Raw genomic sequence first — 20,077 nt, forward strand, 5'->3', positions numbered from 1 at the left:
GATGGGCTCGGGCCGCGTTTCCGTACGTCCGCCCCCTTACGTTCGTCGCATGCGAGTGCTGCTCACAGGTTCGGCCGGATTCATCGGCTCGCACGTCGCCGAGGCCCTCGCGGCCTCTGGGCACGAGGTCCGCGAGCTCGATCTGCGCGCGGGCGAGGAAGCCGGAGACGTACGGGACCCCGAGGTGGTGGCGCGCCGCCTGCGCGGCGTGGACGCGGTCTGCCACCAGGCCGCGATGGTCGGCCTCGGCGTGGACGTGTTCGATCTCCCGGCCTATGCGGGTGTGAACGTGCAGGGCACGGCGGTGTTGCTGGCCGAGATGGCCCGTGCGGGGGTGCGAGGGCTCGTGCTGGCGTCGTCGATGGTCGTGTACGGCGAAGGCGCCTACACCTGCGACGTCCATGGGAACGTCCGGCCGGGCCCACGGTCGGAGACGGATCTGCAGGCAGGACGCTACGAGCCGGCGTGCCCCGTGTGCGAGAACCCTCTAGAACCCGGGTTCGTCCATGAGGAGGCCGCCCTCGATCCGCGCAACGTCTACGCCGACACCAAGGTGGCCCAGGAACATCTGGCCGCATCCTGGGCGCGCATGACCGGGGGCAGGGTCGCGGCCCTGCGCTACCACAACGTGTACGGCCCACGGATGCCCCTGAACACGCCCTACGCGGGGGTGGCGGCGCTCTTCCGTTCGCGGTTGGAGCGCGGAGAACCGCCGTTGGTGTACGAGGACGGGCGGCAGCGACGCGACTTCGTCCATGTGCGCGATGTGGCCCGCGCCAACGTCCTCGCTCTGGAGTCGCTCAAAGACAGGAGCGAGGGTGAGTCGCGGGCGTACAACATCGCCAGCGGTACCCCTCGTTCCATTGCCGAGATGGCTCACGCGCTGGCCGAGGTGTACGGCGGCCCAGAGCCGCAGGTGACCGGTGGTTACCGCCTGGGCGATGTGCGCCACATCGTGGCGACCCCGGAGCGCGCGCGGAACGAACTCGGTTACACGGCACACGTGCCTTTCGCCTCGGGCATGGCCGAGTTCGCCAACGCGAAAGCGGGCGCCGACCGGTGAACGACGTCGTCGATGTCATCCTGCCGTGCCTGAACGAGGCGGAGGCTCTGCCCTGGGTGCTGTCACGGATGCCTGCCGGGTTCACGCCCATCGTGGTCGACAACGCCTCCACCGACGATTCGGCGGAGATCGCGCGAGGCCACGGCGCGGTCGTGGTGGAGGCTCCGCAACGCGGGTTCGGTGCCGCGTGCCATACCGGCCTGCTGGCGGCCTCGGCGGACGTGGTGTGCTTCATGGACGCCGACGCCTCCCTTGACCCGCGGGAACTGCCCCGCGTCGTGGCGGCTCTGGAGACGTGCGGGCAAGGCCCGGGCCTGGTGCTCGGGAGGAGGCGCCCGTCAGGACGGGGCGCCTGGCCGTTGCACGCCCGCCTCGGCAACGCCGTCCTGGCGCGTTCCCTCAACCGGAGGGCCGGAACGGCCCTCCACGACCTCGGCCCCATGCGGGCCGTCCGGCGAGCCCGGCTGCTGGACCTGGCGCTCGCCGATCGCCGTTTCGGCTACCCGCTGGAGATGGTCCTGAAGGCCGCCGCCGCCAGCTGGGCGATCACCGAGGTCGACGTGACGTACCGCCCGCGCCGAGGCCGCTCCAAAGTGACCGGCACCGTCGGCGGGACCGTACGGGCGGTCCGCGACATGCGCCGCGTGCTGGCCGAGGTGACTCCGTGAACGCCGACCTGGTCGTCATCGCCAAGGAGCCCGTGCCAGGACGGGTCAAGACGCGGCTGACCCCCGGATACACGGCGGAGGAAGCCGCCCTTCTGGCCGAGGCGGCCCTCGCCGACACGCTCGCCACCGTCGCGCGCACCCCCGCCGGGGCCCGGATCCTCGCGCTGCGGGGCAGCCCCGGGCCGTGGCTGCCGCCCGGCGTGCGGGTGATCCCGCAGCGTGGCGACGGCCTCGACGAACGGCTCGCGCACGCCTTCGACGACGCGTACGAGGGGCGGCCCATCGTCCTGATCGGCATGGACACCCCGCAGGTCACGACCGCTCTCCTGGAACGGGCCGGACGGGCTCTGGAGCACCGCGGCGCGGTGTTCGGCCCGGCGGAGGACGGCGGTTTCTGGCTGCTCGGCCTGGCCCGTCCCGACGCCGCGCTGCTGCGCGGCGTGCCGATGTCGCGTCCCGGCACCGGGCGGGCCCAGCTCGACCGGCTGCGTGCGGCGGGACTGACCGTGGCCGAACTGCCCCGCCTCACCGACGTGGACACCGCCGCCGACGCCGCCAGGGTCGCCGCGCTCGCCCCGCACGGCCGGTTCGCCGCCGCCGTCCGGGCCGTCCGGAACGGCGAGGCCGGTACCGGGGAGGCTCTCCGGGCGGGCACGGAATGATCGGGGAGCTGTACGAGCGGGCCCTCGAACGGCGCGACGGCCTGGAGGTCGAGGTCGAGGACGGCGCGGGCCGCCGCAGTCCGCTGCCCGTCGGGGAGTGGATGTCCCTGCGCCCCGGCGACGCCGGCCTGCTCGACCGGTGCGACGGCCCCACGCTGGACGTCGGCTCCGGCCCCGGACGGCTCACCGTGGCGCTGACCGAGCGCGGGCTGCTTGCCCTCGGCATCGACGTCGCCCCGTCCGCGGTCGCGCTCACCGTCGCGGCCGGCGGCCTCGCGCTGGTCAGGGACGTGTACGGCCGGGTGCCCGGCGCCGGGATCTGGACGACCGTGCTGCTGGCCGACGGCAACATCGGCATCGGCGGCGACCCGTCCGCGCTGCTGGGCAGGGCCTTCGACCTGCTCGCGCCGGGCCGCGGCCGGGTGCTGGTGGAGGTGCTGGAGCCGGGGACCCGCTCGCGCGCCGGACGGCTCCGGCTCCGCACCGGCCGGATCGTCGGCGGATGGTTCCCGTGGGCGTGGGTGTCGGCCGACGACGTCATCGGGCTCGCCGCCGCCCACGGGGCGGAGGTCACCGAGGTGTGGGAGGAGGCGGGCCGGTGGTTCGCGTCCCTGAGCCGCTGAGCCGGGTCCGCGGCCGGGCGGCCTTCACGAGCCGGCTGCATGACGAGCGGGTGGCGGCCTGGCTCGGCATCGCGCTCGGCCTGTCGTTCGCCACGGCGTTCGTCACGGGCCTGATCAGCCACTTCATGCAGCACCCGCCCGGCTGGATGGTGTGGCCCTCCCGTCCGGTGAACCTCTACCGGTTCACCCAGGGCCTGCACGTGATCGGCGGACTCGCGACGATCCCCCTGCTGCTGGCCAAACTGTGGACGGTCTATCCCAAGCTGCTGCAGTGGCCGCCCGTGCGCTCCGCCGGGCACGCGATCGAACGGATCCTGGTGTTCGTCCTGGTCGCGGGCTCTCTGTTCCAGCTCGTCACGGGGCTGTTCAACATCGCCTACTGGTATCCGTTCCCGTTCTTCTTCCCCACGGCGCACTACTGGACGGCCTACATCCTCATCGGAGCACTGGTCGTGCACGTGACCAACGAGTGGGCCAAGGTACGGCGCACGGTCATGACCCGTCCGGAGGACGGCCTGGGACGCCGCGGTTTCCTGCTGACCGTCGCCGCCGCCGGGGGGATCGTCACGTTGACCACGGTCGGCGAAGCCTTCTCGCCCCTCGCCAAGCTCGCGGTACTCGCACCCAGGCGTCGCGGGGTCGGTCCACAGGGACTACCGGTCAACAAGTCGGCGGCCGCCGCGGGCGTCACGACGGCAGCCCGTGACCCCGATTACCGGCTTCTCGTCACAGGCCGCGTCCAACGCGAACTCGCCCTTTCCTTGGACGACCTCAATGCGCTCCCGTCCCATACGGCGCGACTGCCGATCGCGTGCGTGGAGGGGTGGAGTGCGGGAGCCACCTGGACGGGGGTGCGGCTACGCGACCTCCTCCACATGGCAGGTGTCTCCGAGGACGCGCGCATACGGATCGAGTCATTGGAGCGCGGCGGCCTCTACCGAACGTCCTGGGTCGACCCTCCCCATTGGAACGACCCTCTCACCCTGCTCGCGCTCCAGGTGAACGGCGCGCCTCTCGACCTCGACCACGGCCATCCCTGCAGGCTCATCGCGCCGAACCGCCCCGGGGTGATGCAGACCAAGTGGGTGTCCAAGGTGACGGTCGTATGAAGAGGCGCATCCTGGGTCACGGGGTGGGCGGGGCGCTCATCGCCACCGGCCTGTGGGGCCTTGCCAGGGAATCCGACGTCGATCTCGTGGGCTGGGCGGTCTGGTTCGGGGGAGCGGTCCTCGCCCATGACGCGGTCCTGGTCCCGTGCGTGCTCCTCGTAGGAGCGGCCACCACGCGCCTGCCCCGCTCCTACCGGCGGCTTGTGCAGGGCGCGCTCATGGTGGGCGGAACGGTGACGCTGGTGGCGTTGCCGTTCGTGCTGGGCCTGGGGCGGCGCGCGGACAACCCGTCCATCCTGCCTCTCCCCTACGGCCGCAACCTTCTCATCGTCCTGGCCGCTGTTCTCGCCCTCGCCGCTTGCATCGCCCTGTGCCAGGGAATCCGCGGAAGGCGTTCCCATGGCGACCGGTGAGCTCGAACGGCAACGGCATCACCCCCAGAGCAGGACCCACCTGTATGGGCGGATCGCGATCACGGCATGGGCCCTGCTCATCACCGGCGCGTTCGTCGCCGGCGACATCCTCAGGAGGTCTGGGCTCGCCACCGAGGACGAACTGCCCCCCTTGCACGCCGCACCCCGCCTGCTCACCTGGCAGATCGTCCCCGCCGCCTGCCTGGGCGGGGTCGCCGTGGCCATGCTGCCGCCCCTTGCGCGACGGCTGCCCTGGCGGGTTCTGCTGCCGGTGTCCTGGGCCGCGTCCATGGTGTGGACGGTCGCGCTGGCCCTCAGCGACGGCCCGGACGCCCTGCACCGTCCACTGGACGCCCCCACCGAGTACCCCGCGGGACTCGACGCCGTCCGGGCGGACCCCGCGGAATGGCTGCGAACGTTCACCGAGAGACTCGGCGGCTACACCACCCACGTGCGCGGCCACCCGCCGCTTCCCACCCTCGTGCTGTGGGCCTTGGAGGAGACCGGTCTGCGCGGTACGGGCTGGTCCTCCGCACTCATCGTCGCGACCGGGACGTCCGCCGTCATGGGCATCGCCGTCACCGCCCGCCACGTCGCCGGTGAGCCACTCGCCCGGCGTGCCCTGCCCTTCCTCGTCCTGGCGCCGCTCACACTGTGGATCGCCACGGCAATGGACGCCTTCTTTCTCGGTGTCGGCGCCTGGGCCACAGCCCTCACCGCCATCGCGGCCAAACGCGGCAGCCTCGTCGCAGCCGCAGGAGCCGGTCTCCTGCTGGGCACTCTGCCGTACCTCAGTTACGGCCTGCTGCCCTTGTTCGCCCTGCCTCTCGCGGTCGTGATCCTGCTTCGCCCAGGCCGTCGCGTCCTCGCCGTACTGCTGTGCTGTGCCGCGGTCGCGCCCCTGGCCTTCAGCACGGGCGGCTTCTGGTGGCCGGACGGTGTCGCGGCCACCCACGAGACCTACCTCATCAGCCGAGGGTCGGCGCAACGTTCCTACGCCTACTTCGTCATCGCCAACATCGCTGTGCTCGGCCTACTGGTCGGCCCTGCGACGGCCTACGCCCTGCCGGCGGTGTTCTCACAGCGCCGTCCCCTGGCCTGGCTTGTGGGGGCAGCCCTGCTGGGCCTCCTCGCATTGGACGTGTCGGGCGTGACAAGGGGAGAGGTGGAACGCATATGGGTGCCCTACGCGGCGTGGGTCGTCCTCGCCTCGGCCCAGCACGATCCACCCGCACGCAGATTCCTGGCCGCGCAGGCGGGGTTGACCCTGGCGATCCAGGCGCTCGTCCACTCGCATTGGTGACGCCTGGAAGGAGCGAGTTCCTCAAGGAGTAGGCGAAGCGCTCGGAATCCCCTCCAGGTGCCGGACGACGAGTTCGGCGGTCTCCTGGAGATCGACGAGCGGACGCCGAACGCACCGGCCCGGCTCGGCCTGCCAGCGGAACTGCCCCCCGAGCACCCAGACGTTCAGGCCCCGCAGCTCGACCACGAAAACGCCTTCGTCACCGCTGCTTCGTGCCCCGCTGTAGCCGCGTTCGCCGAGGTTGAGAAGGAGGCACTGCGCGGCCGTGCCCGGCTGGACCTCCAGGTTCAGCCCCGGCCAGTCGGACGGCAGCGGCAGCGCGAACCAGACGGTCTTTCCGGGGGTGCGCTGCACGGACAGGCGTGACCGGGACGGGGCGGTGCTCCACTCGGCGGTGAACGCGGCGAGCAGCCCCAGTCCCTTGCCGTGCTCGTCGAGCAGCCCGGTACCGGAGGCGCGGGGAAGGGCGCCCCTGGCGCAGTCGAACACCGAGACGACCAGCTGCGGGGCGGGGATCGTCCGCGCCCAGATCCACAGCTCGGGCGGGGTGCAGGAGCCGAGCGGCTCCGGCCGCGCGTGCCGGAGCGCGTTGGTCGCGGCCTCGGAGACCGCGAGCCTGCCGTCCTCGATCACGTCCCGCCGCAGCCCGAGCCGGGTCATGACCTGCTGGAGCAGGGAGCGCGCCGCGGCCGGCCCGCTCTCATCGGAAGGAAGCCGCCAGGCGCACATACCGCCGGCGGCCAGGTTGGGGGTGTGAGAGATCACCATCCGGGAGCCACCTCCATCCCGCGCGGACAAGTGATCAGTCAGTCACCGTCCGTATCGACTTGGGGTTCACATAGTGCGCTGCCGACACAGAACTCCGCAACGGTTTCAGATAATGACATCAAGATCTTTTTTGCAAAGGTGCGAAATCGCTTGTAGCCCGACTACGGAGCGGGCATGCTCGATCACATGACAGCCAGACCGCCGACCATCCGTGAGCGCCGACTCGCCAGCGAACTACGCAGGTTGAGGGAGACGTGCGCACTTCTCAAGCTCGAAGAAACCGCCGAGAAGTTGGGGTGGAGCAAGACCAAACTGTCTCGTATCGAGAACTCGTTGCGTCGGGTCTCTCCGGCAGAGGTTCAGCAGATCCTCGCCGTCTACGAGATCGACGGCCCGCGATCCGATGCGCTCGTCCGCTTCGCTCGTTCGGCGCGACAGCGCGGCTGGTGGGACGCCTATGCGAACAGTCTGCCCGCCGACTACACCACCTACATGGGTCTTGAGGCCGAAGCCGAGTGGCTCAATGCCTACAGCATGGGAATCATCAACGGGCTGATGCAGACCGCTGATTACGCCATGCATGCGACCAAATCGGTACTGATGCGCTTCGCGCCCGCGTCTGATGTCGAGCGACGAGTCGCAACACGGATGACACGACAGAAGGCTTGGTCGGAGCGCGAGGAGCCGACCCGACTCTGGGCGATCACGGACGAGACGGCGCTCAAACGCGTCATTGGCAGCCCCGACGTGATGCGTGACCAGTACCTACGCCTGATCGAGTTGGCTGCACTGCCCAATGTGATGTTCCAGGTCATGCCGTTGCACGCCGGGGGACACCCGGGCGTGGTCGGCAGCTTCACGGTCATGGGGTTCCCTGAGCGTTTCACCCCGGAAGTCGTGTATGTCGAGAACATGACCAGCGCTCTGTACATTGAGGACGAGAGGGAGGTTCACACGTACTCCCTCGCGTTCGAGCAGATGGGAGCGATGGCCCTCAGTCCTGAGGAGTCGCTGGCCATGCTCGAACGACTTGCCGGACAGTGATTGCCAGGAGGACGAAGTGTCCGATCTCGATCTTGCTCAGGGCGTCTTCCGCAAGAGCAGCTACAGCGGCTCCGATGGTTGCGTGGAAACCTGTGTCATCGGCTCACGTCGTCTTGTTAGAGATTCCCAGGATCCGGACGGCGGGTGTGTGGTGTTGCACGGTGCGGCCTGGAACACGCTGCTGTCGAAGATCAAGCAAGGAACGTTCGACCTTTAGCAGAACGTCTGCGGCCCCTGCATCCGTGCGGATGCAGGGGCCGTCACGCTGTCGCCTCCTTCAAGGCCCGACGACGCACCGCCGCCAACGAGCGGTGCCGGGTGCGCTCAATCGCCGCACGGTGATCGAGCGCACCGCCGGCGGGGAGGCGACGGAAAGGCATCCTCAGAGCACCACCGCGGTGGGGTTCGGACCTGTCGGCGGGAGAGTGTCCAGGAGTGTCCATGAATACCCGCGCGTACCCATGGCGGCGTGCCGTCACAGTGTCCGAGCAGCGAGAGTCGATTGCATGTTCGAATACTGTCACTTAAAGTGTTCGTCATGTCGCGTACCGCTTCCGGTGGTGTGGCCGCCGAGACGGCGCCCCGCCACGCCGCCCCCGGCCGCACAACCCGCCCCCCAGGCGGCGGGGTGCGTCCGGTCGCGGCGCCGTTCGTGGCGGCGGGCCCGTCGGGGGTGGCGGTGCGTGACCGTCTCAAGGGCCTGACCGCTGCCGACGAGCGGGTGCTGCGGCTGGTGGGGGCGCATCTGGGGTCGCTGGCCGCGCGGGATCTGAAGGTCCGGTGCGGCGCCGGCCTGGACCATGATGCGGATCGGTGGGCGGCGCGCAAGCGGGAGCTGACGCAGGTGTCGTCGGCGCGGTGGGCCGGTTCGATCACCAAGGCCACCCATGACCAGTGGGCCCTGGCCCGCCGCGCCCAGCACGCCCACGTCCAGGGCCTGGAGGCGGGGGTGCGGACGCTGGAGCACCGGCTGTCCCTGCCGATCGGGGCCGAAGGGACCAGGCGCGCCCCGGGCGGGTACCGGTCCCGGCGCGAGTGGTTTCACAAGTCCCGCCGCCTGGGCATCCTCAAAGACCGGCTCACCCGTGAGCGGGCCGACCGGGACGCCGGGATCGTGCACGTGGTCCGCGGCGGCAAGAAACTCGCCCGCACCCGCCACCAACTCGAGAACGCCGGGCTCACCGAGCGGCAGTGGCGCCAGCGCTGGGAGGCCCGGCGATTGTTCCTGGCCGCCGATGGCGAGAGCGGGAAGCGGTACGGCAACGAGACCATCCGCCTCACCCCCGGCGGGCAAGTGTCCCTCAAGCTCCCCGCCCTGCTGGCCCATCTGGCCAACGCTCCGCACGGCCGCTACGTCCTCACCGCCCGCGTCGCGTTCCGGCACCGGGGAGCCGAGTGGGCCGACCGCATCGCCGCCGACCGTGCCGTGGCCTACCGCATCCACCACGACCCCGAACGCGACCGCTGGTACCTCACCGCGTCCTGGCAGCGCACCCCCGCCCGCACCCTCCCCCTCCAGGCGGCGTGCGCGCGGGGCGTGATCGGAGTGGACACCAACGCCGACCACCTCGCCGCCTACCGCCTTGATCCGCACGGCAACCCTGTCGGTGACCCGAAACGCTTCGGCTACGACCTGTCCGGCACCGCAGACCACCGCGACGCCCAGGTGCGGCACGCCATCAGCCGGTTGCTGCACTGGGCCAAGCGGTGCGGTGTCACCGCGATCGGCATCGAGAACCTGGACTTCACCGCCGACAAGACCCGCGAGAAGCATGGCCGCAAGAAGCGATTCCGGCAGCTCATCTCCGCGATCCCGACCGGCAGGCTCAAAGCCCGACTGGTCTCGATGGCCGCCGAGCAGGACCTCGCCATCGTCGCGGTGGACCCGGCCTACACCTCGATGTGGGGCGATGAACACTGGCGCAAGCCCCTCACCAGCAGCAAACGAAAGATGTCCCGACACGATGCCGCGAGCATCGCGATCGGGCGACGCGCCCTCGGGCACCCGATCCGGCGACGGACGGCACCGCCCCGCGACGACCGGAGTGATCGCCGCGGGCATCGGACCGCCCAGGCCCGACCGGGCGCACGGGAGCGCGAGGGAACCCGCCCACCCCTCACGGAACGTGCACACGATGCACCCAGCCGGACGGGCAGACGAACGCGGGCAACCAGCGCATCCAACACCGTTCGGGATACGCGCAGTACCCAGGGCCGACATCAGATGATGCTCCTGGACACTGTTTAGGAACGGTGAAGCCGAACCGCGGGAACTACGGCCGAGCCGGCGCCGGTGCGCTGGTACGACGGCAGCACGGCGCACGGGCCCAGGGCGAGCGCGGGCCCGCCGTCAACGTGGCAGCGGGTAAGCAGCGCGTACCCGACCGGGGTGCCGTCGGGAGCCGTCGTGACCATGGACAGTCCATCGATCCACGCCTCCGGGTCGGCGCGCAGGCCGTCGACGATGTCGGCCTCCTCGGCGGTGGGGAAGGCGGCCAGGACGATGTCGCGGATGGCGGGCACGTCGTCGGCGGTCTCGGGGTGGGCGGTCCAGGTGGGCATGGTGGTCCTGTTCTCGATGGCGGAGGAGTCGTCGTGGGGGTCCAGAACGTAGGCGGCGTAGTTGTAGTCGCCGCCGTGCTCGCGTCGCATGGTGATCTCTGCCTGCAGATCGGCCAGCGCCTGCGGCATGCCGGGTGCCCGCGGGTCCGCGCGGGCGATGCGCTCGGTGAGCGGGGTGTAGTACTCGTCCCACCAGTCGCTCTCCGGCAGCGGCCAGTGCGCGCGGACCCGGTAGCCGGCGGCCTGGGCGGCGTCGCCGTTGGCGGCGTGGGAGCGCAACGGGTAGGCCGCGTCCCAATAGGCGCGCGCCGGTGCGGCGGGGCGGGGCACGGTCCATTCGATCTCGGTGATGGCCAGGACGCCGCCGGGGGCGAGGAGGCGGCGGAAGGCTCGCAGGGCGATGTCGAAGCCGACGGTGTAGACCGAGCCCTCGGCCCAGATCACGTCGAAGCTGTGATCGGGGAACGGCAGCTCGGTCATCGAGCGGTTGACGACGGTGATCCGCTCGCTCAGGCCCCGCTGCGCCGCCTGGGCCGCGAGGTCGTCCAGGAAGGGCTGGTGCAGGTCGACCGCGGTGACGTGCGCGCCGGCCTCCTGGGCCAGGAGCAGCGCGGCGCGGCCGGGGCCGCAGCCGGCGTCCAGCGCGCGCGGGTGCTCGGGGAGTGGACCGGCCGCCTTCAGCAACCGGCGCGTGGTGGCGTCCGAGCCGGGTCCCTGCCGGGGCAACCCGTGGTGCAGGGCGAAGAACGCCTCGATCAGAGGGGAAGAGTGTTGAGACAACGTGAAGCCCCTTCAACAAGGGCCCCGATCAGCACAGAGCGCAGCCTCCCGGAAGCCGCCACGGCTTCGAGGGAGTGGTGAACGTCAGGTCAGACCAGGGCCCGGGACGTGAGGATGGTCCGGTGGGCGCTGCACACGGCAGCGGCCTTGGCGGCACTCATCAACTCACCTCCCGCTTCTGGTCAGCAGCCGACCCGGTTGTCTCTGCGAGCACGACGCTACCACGTCGCCGAGCGTGGATGATCTTTCCCTTCCTCCTGGCAGGGGTCGGGCGCTATTTGCCAGGGAAGATCCTGGTTGCCTTGGGTTTGTCATTTGATGACCATTTTGGCATTTCCGGGGAAAGAGATGGCCAAATCGGGTCAGGGTGCTCGACTTCGGGCTGGAACGATCGGCGGACTCTCCACTGATCCGGTCGGATGAGTTCGCGTGAACGGAACCGGCGCCCGAAGTGCGCAACCGTCGAAACGATCATGACTTGACAGTCAGGATCCGAGTTCGAGTCAAGATCACTCTCAGTCCTGATGTGGACACAAAGGGGGGTGAATGCCCCTGGATCCCCCGTCGAGCCCGTGGTTACATGGGCCCTGCCCGAGAGGGCGGAGTTGCGACTGAAACGGTTCGCGATCTTCTCCGGGAAAACGGATTCGACGATGGACATGGGGCAGCGGAGATAATTCATGGTGGATTTCAAGTTCAGCATCTTCACGGCCGCGTCGGCCGCGGATGTTGGAGACGATCCTCTTGTCGACGTCCTCATGCGGGCCATCGCGGACGCGCCGGATCGGTGGCGGGTCAGGCGTTCCGGGATCTGGTGCTCGGTCTCCCCGGAGGACGCCAGGCTGCGCCCTCAGGGGTGGAAGCTGCACGTCGCGGCCACGCCGGCGTCCGCGGAGGAGGTGCTCGGCCGGGCCCTGGGGGTGCTGCTGGCCTCCGGTTCGGTGTTCAAGTTCGCCGCCGCGGTCGACTTCGTCGCCGCGCTCAACGCGCGCAACACCTCGCGCGGCCATTCGGGAAAGTTCATTACCGTGTACCCCGGGAGCGACGAGGAGGCCGTGCGCCTGGCCCGCGAACTGCACGAGGCGACCAAGGGGCTGCCGGGGCCGCGTATCCTGTCCGATCGGCCGTACGCGCGGGACAGCCTCGTGAACTATCGCTATGGCGCCTTTGTCGAGGAGCGCCGGCTCACCAATGACGGCTTTTATGCCTGGACGATTCTCGACCCGGATGGAAAGCCCGTCGAGGATCGGCGTACCGGACGGTACGAACCTCCCTCCTGGGTGACATCTCCCTTTCCCGACAATGGGATGAACGGCACCCCGCGGACACGTGGCTCCGGGCCGATCCTGCTCGGGGGACGGTTCACGGTACGGGAGGCGATCCGTCATTCCAACAAGGGCGGCGTCTATCGCGCGGTGGATTCCCGGACCGGTGAACCGGTGGTGATCAAGGAGGCCCGCCCGCACGTCGCCGCCGATCTGGACGGGCGCGACACCCGCGACCGGCTGCGCGCGGAGGCCAGGGCGCTGGAGCGGCTGCAGGGCCGCGGACTGGCGCCGCGCCTCGTCGAGGTGTTCCCGCAGAGCGGGCACCTGTTCCTCGCGCAGGAGATGATCCAGGGCGCGCCGCTGCGGGAATGGGTGGCCGACCGCATCATCGAGGCCGGATGGGGTGAGCATCTCGGGCGCGCCGCGGAGATGGCGCGGCGTCTCGTCGAGCTGATGCGCGACGCGCACGCCGCCGGGATCCTGATCCGCGACTTCAACCCCAACAACATCATGGTCCGCCCCGACGGCACCCCCGTTCTCATCGACCTCGAACTCGCGGTGGCCGACGGGGAGGACGGCCCGCTGCGGGCCGGGACGCCGGCGTTCGGGGCTCCCGAGCAGCTGCGGGGCGCACCGCCGCACGCGTCCGCCGATCACTACAGCCTCGGCGCGACGCTCTGCTACCTGTTCACCGGGAGCCCGCCCTACTTCCTGGACGAGTCCCCGGAGAGCAGGCCGCTGACGGAGCGGTTCGAGGAATGGCTGGCGGCCCGGACCCAGGGCCTGGACCTTCCCGACCCCTGGAGGGCGATGCTCGTCGGCCTGATGGCGGAGGAGCCCGAGCTCCGCTGGACGGCGGACCGGGCGCGCGACACGCTCGTGGCCGAGCACCCGCGCCGGGCGCGGAGCGGCCACGACGACGCCGAGCCCCCGTGGCTGCGCGAAAGGGTCGAGCAGGCCATCGAGGGGATCACCGAGGAACTGCTCGCCTCCATGGACCCGGACGCGTCGCAGGCGTTGTGGCCGGTGTCGTGCGTCCATGGCGCGCCCGACCCGTGCACCCTGCAGCACGGCGCCGCCGGCTGCCTGGGCGCCCTGGTGCGCTGCTCGCAGTCGACCGCCGATCCGCGCCTTCCGGGAGCGATCGCCGAGGCGTCCTGGTGGATCCGCGAGCGGCTGGCGGACGGGACGAACCGGCCCCCCGGGCTGTACTTCGGGACCGCCGGCGCGGCGTGGTCGCTGCTGGAGGCGGGCCTGGCGCTCGGCGACGAGCGGCTGGCCGGGGACGCCGCCGCCGTGGCCGGGGAGCTGCCGCTCGCGGTCGCCAGCCCGGATGTCACCCACGGGACGGCCGGCCTCGGCCTGACCGCCCTGCACCTGTGGGCCCGCACCGGGCGGTCGCTGTTCGCCGAGAAGGCGGACGCCGCCGCCGACGCGCTGCTCGAAACGGTCGAGGAGCGTGCGGGTGGGCTCGTCTGGAGCACACCGGCCGACGTCGATTCCAAGCTGGCGGGCAGGTCCTACTACGGGTTCGCGCACGGCATCGCGGGCGTCGGCTACTTCCTGATCGCCTGCGCGGAGGCCACCGGACGCGACGACTGCCGGGAACTGGCCGTCCGCGTCGGCGAGGAGCTGCTGGACGCGGCGGTCGTCGCGCGGGGCTCGGCGATGTGGGGCGCCGGGGCGGGTGACGCGCCGACGGCCCCCTACTGGTGCCACGGCGCGTCGGGCATCGGGAGCTTCCTGGTCCGGCTCGGCACGGCCACCGGAGACGCGCGCTTCCTCGACGCCGCCGGCCTCGCCGCCCGTGCCGTGACGGACCACGCGTGGCGCGCGGTGCTGGGGCAGTGCCACGGACTGGCGGGCAACGGCGACTTCCTGCTCGACATGGCCGCGCTGACCGGCGACGACCGGCACCGGGCGGCGGCGTGGCGGCTCGGCCGGATCATCGTCGCCGCCCGCGCGCGCCGCGACGGCCGGCTCGTCTTCCCCGACGAGCAGGGCGAGGTCTCGGTGACCTGGGGCGACGGGATGAGCGGGATCCTCGGCTTCCTGCTGCGGCTGCGGTACGGGGCGCCGCGCCTCTGGACCGTCGACACGGCCGCCAGCGCCGCGGCCGGTACGGGACGGTGGTCATGACAGCCGTTCCCGACCTTCCCGAGATCCCCTCCCGGTTCGGCTTCGCCTTCTCCGGCGACGGCCGGTGGGCGACCTGCCTGAGCGCCGTCCAGGACCGCGTGACGCTGGAGCGGTGGACCCTCGGCGGCACCGCGCCGTCCGGGCGCACGCTCGCCGCCGGCGGCGAGGCCGTCGATCGGCACAGCCGTCCGGTCCCGCTGGACGACGGCGAGGTCCTGGTGGCGCGGCCCGCGGTCGGCGACGACGGGACTCCGGCGGGCCACGGGACGGTCATCGCCGTCCGTCCGGGCGGCGACGGCGCCGCGACCGTCACCCGGTCGTGGCGAATCGCCCCGATGCTCGCCGGATACCCGCTGGCCGGGCCGGGATCGCCGCAGACGCTGGTCCTGGTGACCGTGGAGGACGAGCGGCACTCGCGGATCTGGGCCCTGCCGGACTCCGGCGCGGAGCCGGTGGCGGTGGTACGGATCCCGGGCGTGCTGTCGGGCGGCGTCTGGCTCGACGACGGCCGCACGCTGGCGCTCGATCACACCGGCGCCGGGCACCGGACGGACGGGATCGTCGTGGACCTGCGGGAGCGTTCCTGGCGCCGGGTCTGGTCGGTGTCCAGCACGACGACCGACCGGATCGTCGCCTGCGACCGGCGCTCCCGGGTGCTGGCCGTGACGACCGGCGTCCGGGGGATCGGGCTGTGGTCGCCCGGCGATGGCCGGGTGCGGTTCTCCAGGGCCCTCAACCGTCCGGGGGTCGCCCGCACCCCGCTGTGCTTCGACGGCGGCGGTGAGAACCTGCTGGTCTGCGAGGATTCCGGCGCCGCGTCCAGCCTCCTGGTTCACCACCGGGCGAGCGATCGCGTCGAAGCAGTGGCCGGGCCGCCCGGAGTCCTGTCGCCCCCGGCGTCCTGGACGGGCGGGCGCGTTCACCTGCGCTTCTCGGCGCCGCACCGGCCGCCGACGCTGGCGACCGTGCACCGCCGCGCCCGCGCCGGCTGGTCGTTCGCGCAGTCCGCCCAGCCGGGCACCGCGGCGGCCTGGGCGGGCGCCGACCTGATCGAGCTGCCGGGCCCGGAGGGGCCCATCGAGGCGATCGTCTACGGGGGTCCCCGCTGGCACGAGAGCGACCGCGTGGTCCTCGCGCTGCACGGCGGCCCGCTGTCGGCCTGGCGGCTGGAGTTCGACCCGCTCTTCCAGCATCTCGCCGCCGCTGGCATCGCGGTCGTCGCCCCCAACTACCGGGGCAGCACCGGCTACGGCGAGCGGCATCTGCGGGCGGTCGTCGGCGACTGGGGCGGGCCCGACCTGGAGGACGTCGTCCATCTGGGGCGCGCCATCGCCGATCGCCGCCGTGACGCCGTCACCGGGGCGCCCGCCGGCGAGGCGGCGCGGAACCCGATCCTGCTCGGCGTCAGCTACGGAGCCTTCCTGGCGCTGCTGGCGGCCTGCCGCAACCCCGACCTGTGGGCCGGATGCGCGGCGCTGGCGCCGTTCGCCTCCGCCGCGAGCCTGTACCGCGACGCCGCCGCCCCGGTCCGGGAGCGGGTGGCGCACCTGAACCGGCCCGACGGCACGGAGCGGGACGCGCGGCGCGACGTCCTGGCCCTGTGCGGCGCGCTCACCGTGCCGCTCCTGGTGGCGCACGGCACCCGGGACGAGGTCGTCCCGGTCGGCCAGTCACGGGCGCTGCGCCGCCGCCTCCTCGAACTCGGCAGGACCGAAGGGACCGACTTCGACTACCTCGAAGTCGACGGCGACCACACCGCGGTCGTCCAGGCGTGGTCCCCGGTCCTGCGGACGGCTGTGGTCCGCTTCTGCCTCGGCGCGGGGCGGACCTTGGCACCCGACATGGAGAGGAGGTGAACCAGATGGACATCTTCGACGGTGACCTCGTGGCGGAACTGCAGGAACTGCCCGAGACCGACCCGATCGAGATCGACGGCATCCAGCTCGGCGGCACGTGCGCGTGCACCGGCCTGCTGACGCTGCTGAACACCGTGTGCGTCGGCATCTCCTGCTCGTGATGCCGATCGCCCGCGGGCGGTCCGGGGAGTGAGCGGCCCCGGCCCGCAGACACCGGTCACGGGCCGGCCGGAAGACCGGCCGGTCCGTGACCGGACCCACTTCTCACTGTAGCCAATACCCGCCGGGATGGAAGGGAGCCGACCCACGTGGCCCCCACCGACCCGACCGGCGGCGACGCACCCGCCACACCCCTCACACCCGGCGCGCTTCGCGCCGGCGGCCGGCGGTTGCTGCGCGCGGCGGTGCACCGCGCCGGTCCGCGGATGGCGCTGCTGGCGCTGTGCACGCTGCTGCGCGTCCTGGCGACGCTGGCGACGCCGGTCATGCTCGCCCGCGCCATCGACGCCGTCCATACCGGCGCCCCGGTGGGCACCGCCCTGACCGGGCTGGCGCTCGTCCTCGCCGTCGCCGCCCTGGCCGACGCCGGGGAGGACCTGGTGGGCGCCTACTGCGGCAGCCATATCACCGCCTGGCTCCGGCACCGGCTGGTCGGGCGGGTCCTGGAGCTCGGGGTGCCCGGCCGCCGGCGCTTCCCCACCGGGGACGTGCTGTCCCGGCTCACCGAGAGCGCGAGCGCCCTGGCCGCCCTGCCCGTCCAGCTGGTGTCGGTGGCGGCGACCCTGGCGACGGCCGCCGGCGCCGTGATCGCGCTGGCCCTCATCGACTGGACGCTCGCGCCCGCGTTCGCGCTCTGCGTGCCGGTCGCCGTCGTGGTGCTGCGCGTCTTCGTCGCCCAGGCCGGCGAACCGTTCTCGGACTACCAGCGCCACCAGGCGGCGATCGCGACCCGGCTGCTGGACGCCCGCCAGGGGATCCGGACGATCCGCGCCGGCGGCACCGCGGCCCGCGAGGTCGAACGCATCCTGCGGCCGCTCCCCCTCCTGCGCGCGGCCGGGCACCGGACCTGGGCCGCGCAGGGCCAGGTGAGCTGGCGGCTGTCCCTGCTGGCGCCGCTGACGCAGATCCTGGTGGTGGCCGTCGCCGGGCTGCGGCTCGCCACCGGCGACATCACCACCGGCCAGCTCGTCGCCGCCGCGTCCTACGCGTCCATGGCCGTCGGCGCCGCCGCGCTCTTCGACACCTTCGTCGCGCTGCTGAACAGCGAGGTCAGCGCCGGACGGGTCCAGGAGGTGCTCGACGCGGCCCCGGCCGTGGCGCCGCCGCCGCGCCCGGTCGCGCTGCCGGACGGCCCCGGACGGGTGACCCTGCGGAACGTGACCGTCCGGATCGGCGGCCGCACCGTGCTCGACCGGCTCGACCTGACGGTCCCGGCCGGAGCCGGCGTCGCCGTCGTGGGCGCGTCGGGGACGGGCAAGAGCGTGCTGGTGTCGCTGATGGGACGGCTTGTCGACCCGCACGAAGGACGCGTCGAGCTCGACGGCGTCCCGGTCACCGCCGTCGCGCCGCCGGAGCTGCGCCGCGCCGTCGCCTACGCCTTCGAGCGTCCGGCGCTGCTCGGCGCCACCGTCCACGACATGATCGCCTACGCGCGTCCTGAGGCCGGCCGCGACGAGGTGCGGCGGGCCGCCCGGACGGCCGCCGCCGACGACTTCGTCCTGGCGCTGCCCGCCGGGTATGACACGCCGCTCGACCGGGCGCCGCTGTCGGGCGGCGAACTGCAGCGCCTCGGGCTGGCACGGGCCGCGCTGACCGACGCCCGGGTCCTCGTCCTGGACGACGCCACCAGCAGCCTCGACACCGCCACGGAGGTGAAGGTGACCCGGGCGCTCCAGCGGTTGCTGGCCCGCCGCACCAGCCTGGTGGTGGCGCGCCGGCCGGCGACGGCGGCCCGCGCGGACCTGGTCGCCTGGCTCGACGGCGGCCGGATCCGCGCGCTCGCCCCGCACGCCGACCTGTGGCCCGACCCCGAGTACCGGGCCGTGTTCGCCGCCGCTCCCGAACTCGCCTCCGGCGCATGAGCGTCCCGGCCGCGGCCCGGCTGCTGCGCCACCACCTGCGCGGACAGGGGCGGGCGCTGCGCCGGCTCGCCGCGTGGTCGGTCCTGGAGGGCCTGCCCGTGTTCGGGGCGGGCCTGCTGCTCGCCCGGGCCATCGACGAAGGGTTCCTGGCCGGCCGCCCCGGCGTCGGCCTGGCCTGGCTGGCGGCCCTGGTCGTCCTGCACGTGCTCGGCGCCGCGGCGACCCGCCGCGTCTACCCCTGGCTCGCCGCGGCCGTCGAGCCGCTCCGCGACTCCCTGGTCACCGACGTCGTCGCCGCCGCCCTGCGCCGGGCGGACGGCGCGGCGGGCGCGGGCGTCTCGCAGGTCACCGAGCAGGCCGAGGCCGTCCGGGCGCTGCTCGGCACCGCGCTGCGCAACGTCCGGCAGCTGCTCGCGGCCGGGATCGCCGCCCTGGTCGGGCTCGCGCTGCTCTCCCCGCCGCTGGCGCTGGCCATCGCCCTGTCGGTGGCGCTCGCCCTGGCCGTGTTCGCCGCGTTCCTGGGCGTGCAGGTCCGCCGGTACCGGGCCGTCGTGCGGCACGCCGAACGGATCGGGGAGTCCGCCGGCATCATCGTCGAGGGGGTGCGCGACGTGGTCGCGTGCGCGGCCGAGGACCGCGCGGCCCGCACGGTCGCCGCGTCGATCGACGCCCAGGCCGAGGCGCTGCGCGCCTTCGCCCGCTCCCGCCTCGTCCGGCTCCCGGTGCTGGCGTTCGGCGTGCACCTGCCGCTGCTCGTGCTGCTCGCGCTGTCGCCCGCCCTGACCGGGAGCGGGCGGCTCACCGAAGGGGAGGTGGCCGGCGCGGTCGGCTACCTGGTCACCGGGCTGCAGCCGGGGATCGTCCTGCTGGTCGACGCGGGCGGCACCCTGCTGCTCAGCCTGGCGGTGCTCCTCGGCCGCCTCGCCGAGGTCTCCGCCGGCCCCGCCGCCCGCACGGCCCGCGCCGCACCGGCGCTCGTCCCCGCGTCGTCCGACATCGAGCTCGACCACGTCACGTTCGCGTACTCGCCGCGGGCCGCCCCCGTCCTCAGCGATCTGAGCCTGCACATCCCGGAGGGCACGCATCTGGCCGTGGTCGGCCCCAGCGGCACGGGGAAGTCGACCCTCGCGAACGTCCTGATCGATCTCGCACGTCCCCAGCGGGGCAGCGTCACGCTCGGCAAGGTGCCGCTCCCCCGGCTCGACGCGGCGCGGCTCCGGGACGCCGTGACGCTCATCCCGCAGGAGAGCTACATCTTCGCGGGGACCCTGCGGGAGAACCTCGCCTATCTGCGTCCCCGCGCCACCACCGCGCAGCTCGACGAGGCCGCCGGCGCGGTGGGCCTGGACGAGACGCTGCGCCGGCTCGGCGGCTACGACGCCGACGTCCCGCCCGGCGGCGGGACGCTGTCCCACGGGGAACGGCAGCTCATCACCCTCGCCCGCGCGTACCTGTCGGCCGCGCCCGTCGTCATCCTCGACGAGGCGACCTGCCACCTGCACCCCGCCGCGGAGGCCCGAGCCGAGGAGGCGCTGGCGGCGCGCGGCGGGACGCTCATCGTCATCGCCCACCGGATCAGCTCCGCGCAGCGGGCCCACCAAGTGCTGTTGCTGGACGCCTCGGGCCCGCTCCTCGGAACGCATCGCACGCTCCTCGACCTCAGCCCCCTCTACGCCGAACTGGTCGGCCACTGGCAGTCGTGAGGCCGCATCGGTCTAGAACGGTGCTCGGTCCGGTT

Annotated in this window: 17 protein-coding genes; 15 read left to right on the forward strand and 2 right to left on the reverse strand. The window is 72.5% G+C overall.

From position 1 onward, the window contains the following. The first annotated feature begins 49 nt into the window (after nt 1-49). The 7 genes from ACZ466_RS16900 to ACZ466_RS16930 are packed head-to-tail and all read left to right on the forward strand — an operon-like array spanning nt 50 to nt 5,841. On the forward strand, nt 50-1,063 hold the full coding sequence (locus ACZ466_RS16900) for an NAD-dependent epimerase/dehydratase family protein (protein ID WP_378289324.1): 1,014 nt from the start codon (nt 50-52) through the stop codon (nt 1,061-1,063). Then, nucleotides 1,060-1,731 (forward strand): glycosyltransferase family 2 protein, encoded by a 672-nt coding sequence (locus tag ACZ466_RS16905; protein WP_378289322.1) that lies wholly within the window; start codon nt 1,060-1,062, stop codon nt 1,729-1,731. Before ACZ466_RS16900 ends, ACZ466_RS16905 begins: the two co-directional genes overlap by 4 nt. Next, the gene (locus tag ACZ466_RS16910; protein WP_378289320.1) at nt 1,728-2,393 is read left to right on the forward strand and encodes a TIGR04282 family arsenosugar biosynthesis glycosyltransferase; all 666 of its coding nucleotides are present in this window, start codon (nt 1,728-1,730) and stop codon (nt 2,391-2,393) included. Before ACZ466_RS16905 ends, ACZ466_RS16910 begins: the two co-directional genes overlap by 4 nt. Continuing rightward, nucleotides 2,390-3,016 (forward strand): methyltransferase domain-containing protein, encoded by a 627-nt coding sequence (locus ACZ466_RS16915; RefSeq protein ID WP_378289318.1) that lies wholly within the window; start codon nt 2,390-2,392, stop codon nt 3,014-3,016. Before ACZ466_RS16910 ends, ACZ466_RS16915 begins: the two co-directional genes overlap by 4 nt. Then, nucleotides 2,992-4,125 (forward strand): molybdopterin-dependent oxidoreductase, encoded by a 1,134-nt coding sequence (locus tag ACZ466_RS16920; RefSeq protein ID WP_378289316.1) that lies wholly within the window; start codon nt 2,992-2,994, stop codon nt 4,123-4,125. Before ACZ466_RS16915 ends, ACZ466_RS16920 begins: the two co-directional genes overlap by 25 nt. Beyond that, nucleotides 4,122-4,538, forward strand: coding sequence for a hypothetical protein (locus ACZ466_RS16925; protein ID WP_378289314.1), 417 nt, complete (start codon nt 4,122-4,124; stop codon nt 4,536-4,538). Before ACZ466_RS16920 ends, ACZ466_RS16925 begins: the two co-directional genes overlap by 4 nt. After that, on the forward strand, nt 4,525-5,841 hold the full coding sequence (locus ACZ466_RS16930) for a hypothetical protein (RefSeq protein WP_378289312.1): 1,317 nt from the start codon (nt 4,525-4,527) through the stop codon (nt 5,839-5,841). The genes ACZ466_RS16925 and ACZ466_RS16930 overlap by 14 nt, the downstream gene beginning before the upstream one ends. Before the next feature lie 21 nt (nt 5,842-5,862). Here the strand turns inward: ACZ466_RS16930 and ACZ466_RS16935 are convergent, their stop codons facing one another. Continuing rightward, on the reverse strand, nt 5,863-6,609 hold the full coding sequence (locus ACZ466_RS16935) for an ATP-binding protein (RefSeq protein WP_378289310.1): 747 nt from the start codon (nt 6,607-6,609) through the stop codon (nt 5,863-5,865). 174 nt (nt 6,610-6,783) lie between these two features. Here ACZ466_RS16935 and ACZ466_RS16940 point away from each other — a divergent pair, with 174 nt between their 5' ends. The 3 genes from ACZ466_RS16940 to ACZ466_RS16950 all read left to right on the forward strand — a co-directional run bounded on the left by ACZ466_RS16940 (nt 6,784) and on the right by ACZ466_RS16950 (nt 9,901). Further along, nucleotides 6,784-7,653, forward strand: coding sequence for a helix-turn-helix domain-containing protein (locus tag ACZ466_RS16940; protein WP_378289308.1), 870 nt, complete (start codon nt 6,784-6,786; stop codon nt 7,651-7,653). Between the two features lie 16 nt (nt 7,654-7,669). Then, a complete protein-coding gene (locus tag ACZ466_RS16945) occupies nt 7,670-7,870 on the forward strand; it encodes a DUF397 domain-containing protein (RefSeq protein ID WP_378289306.1) in 201 nt (66 codons plus the stop codon). Between the two features lie 321 nt (nt 7,871-8,191). Beyond that, on the forward strand, nt 8,192-9,901 hold the full coding sequence (locus ACZ466_RS16950; protein WP_464043875.1) for a nuclease/transposase family protein: 1,710 nt from the start codon (nt 8,192-8,194) through the stop codon (nt 9,899-9,901). Here ACZ466_RS16950 and ACZ466_RS16955 read toward each other — a convergent pair. Beyond that, complete coding sequence (locus ACZ466_RS16955; RefSeq protein ID WP_378292919.1) at nt 9,898-10,995, reverse strand: GNAT family N-acetyltransferase; 1,098 nt, start codon at nt 10,993-10,995, stop codon at nt 9,898-9,900. The genes ACZ466_RS16950 and ACZ466_RS16955 overlap by 4 nt on opposite strands. A 680-nt stretch (nt 10,996-11,675) precedes the next feature. Between ACZ466_RS16955 and lanL the strand changes: the two genes are divergently transcribed. From lanL to ACZ466_RS16980, 5 genes are all read left to right on the forward strand, one after another. Continuing rightward, entirely contained in the window at nt 11,676-14,402 is a 2,727-nt protein-coding gene (gene lanL / locus ACZ466_RS16960) for a class IV lanthionine synthetase LanL (RefSeq protein WP_378292917.1), read from the forward strand. Next, a complete protein-coding gene (locus tag ACZ466_RS16965) occupies nt 14,399-16,258 on the forward strand; it encodes an alpha/beta hydrolase family protein (RefSeq protein ID WP_378292915.1) in 1,860 nt (619 codons plus the stop codon). Before lanL ends, ACZ466_RS16965 begins: the two co-directional genes overlap by 4 nt. Before the next feature lie 5 nt (nt 16,259-16,263). Then, on the forward strand, nt 16,264-16,419 hold the full coding sequence (locus tag ACZ466_RS16970; RefSeq protein WP_378292921.1) for a VenA family class IV lanthipeptide: 156 nt from the start codon (nt 16,264-16,266) through the stop codon (nt 16,417-16,419). 147 nt (nt 16,420-16,566) lie between these two features. After that, the gene (locus tag ACZ466_RS16975; protein ID WP_378292913.1) at nt 16,567-18,339 is read left to right on the forward strand and encodes an ABC transporter transmembrane domain-containing protein; all 1,773 of its coding nucleotides are present in this window, start codon (nt 16,567-16,569) and stop codon (nt 18,337-18,339) included. Then, the gene (locus ACZ466_RS16980) at nt 18,336-20,042 is read left to right on the forward strand and encodes an ATP-binding cassette domain-containing protein (RefSeq protein WP_378292911.1); all 1,707 of its coding nucleotides are present in this window, start codon (nt 18,336-18,338) and stop codon (nt 20,040-20,042) included. Before ACZ466_RS16975 ends, ACZ466_RS16980 begins: the two co-directional genes overlap by 4 nt. Nucleotides 20,043-20,077: the final 35 nt, after the last annotated feature.

It is taken from the genome of Actinomadura rugatobispora (assembly GCF_055379765.1).

Bases quoted from the DNA above. Each gene is read 5' to 3' on its own strand.
- ACZ466_RS16900 (WP_378289324.1), top strand. From the start codon at position 50: ATGCGAGTGCTGCTCACAGGTTCGGCCGGATTCATCGGCTCGCACGTC.
- ACZ466_RS16915 (WP_378289318.1), top strand. From the start codon at position 2,390: ATGATCGGGGAGCTGTACGAGCGGGCCCTCGAACGGCGCGACGGCCTG.
- ACZ466_RS16925 (WP_378289314.1), top strand. From the start codon at position 4,122: ATGAAGAGGCGCATCCTGGGTCACGGGGTGGGCGGGGCGCTCATCGCC.
- ACZ466_RS16930 (WP_378289312.1), top strand. From the start codon at position 4,525: ATGGCGACCGGTGAGCTCGAACGGCAACGGCATCACCCCCAGAGCAGG.
- ACZ466_RS16935 (WP_378289310.1), bottom strand. From the start codon at position 6,609: ATGGTGATCTCTCACACCCCCAACCTGGCCGCCGGCGGTATGTGCGCC.
- ACZ466_RS16940 (WP_378289308.1), top strand. From the start codon at position 6,784: ATGCTCGATCACATGACAGCCAGACCGCCGACCATCCGTGAGCGCCGA.
- ACZ466_RS16950 (WP_464043875.1), top strand. From the start codon at position 8,192: ATGTCGCGTACCGCTTCCGGTGGTGTGGCCGCCGAGACGGCGCCCCGC.
- lanL (WP_378292917.1), top strand. From the start codon at position 11,676: ATGGTGGATTTCAAGTTCAGCATCTTCACGGCCGCGTCGGCCGCGGAT.
- ACZ466_RS16965 (WP_378292915.1), top strand. From the start codon at position 14,399: ATGACAGCCGTTCCCGACCTTCCCGAGATCCCCTCCCGGTTCGGCTTC.
- ACZ466_RS16970 (WP_378292921.1), top strand. From the start codon at position 16,264: ATGGACATCTTCGACGGTGACCTCGTGGCGGAACTGCAGGAACTGCCC.
- ACZ466_RS16980 (WP_378292911.1), top strand. From the start codon at position 18,336: ATGAGCGTCCCGGCCGCGGCCCGGCTGCTGCGCCACCACCTGCGCGGA.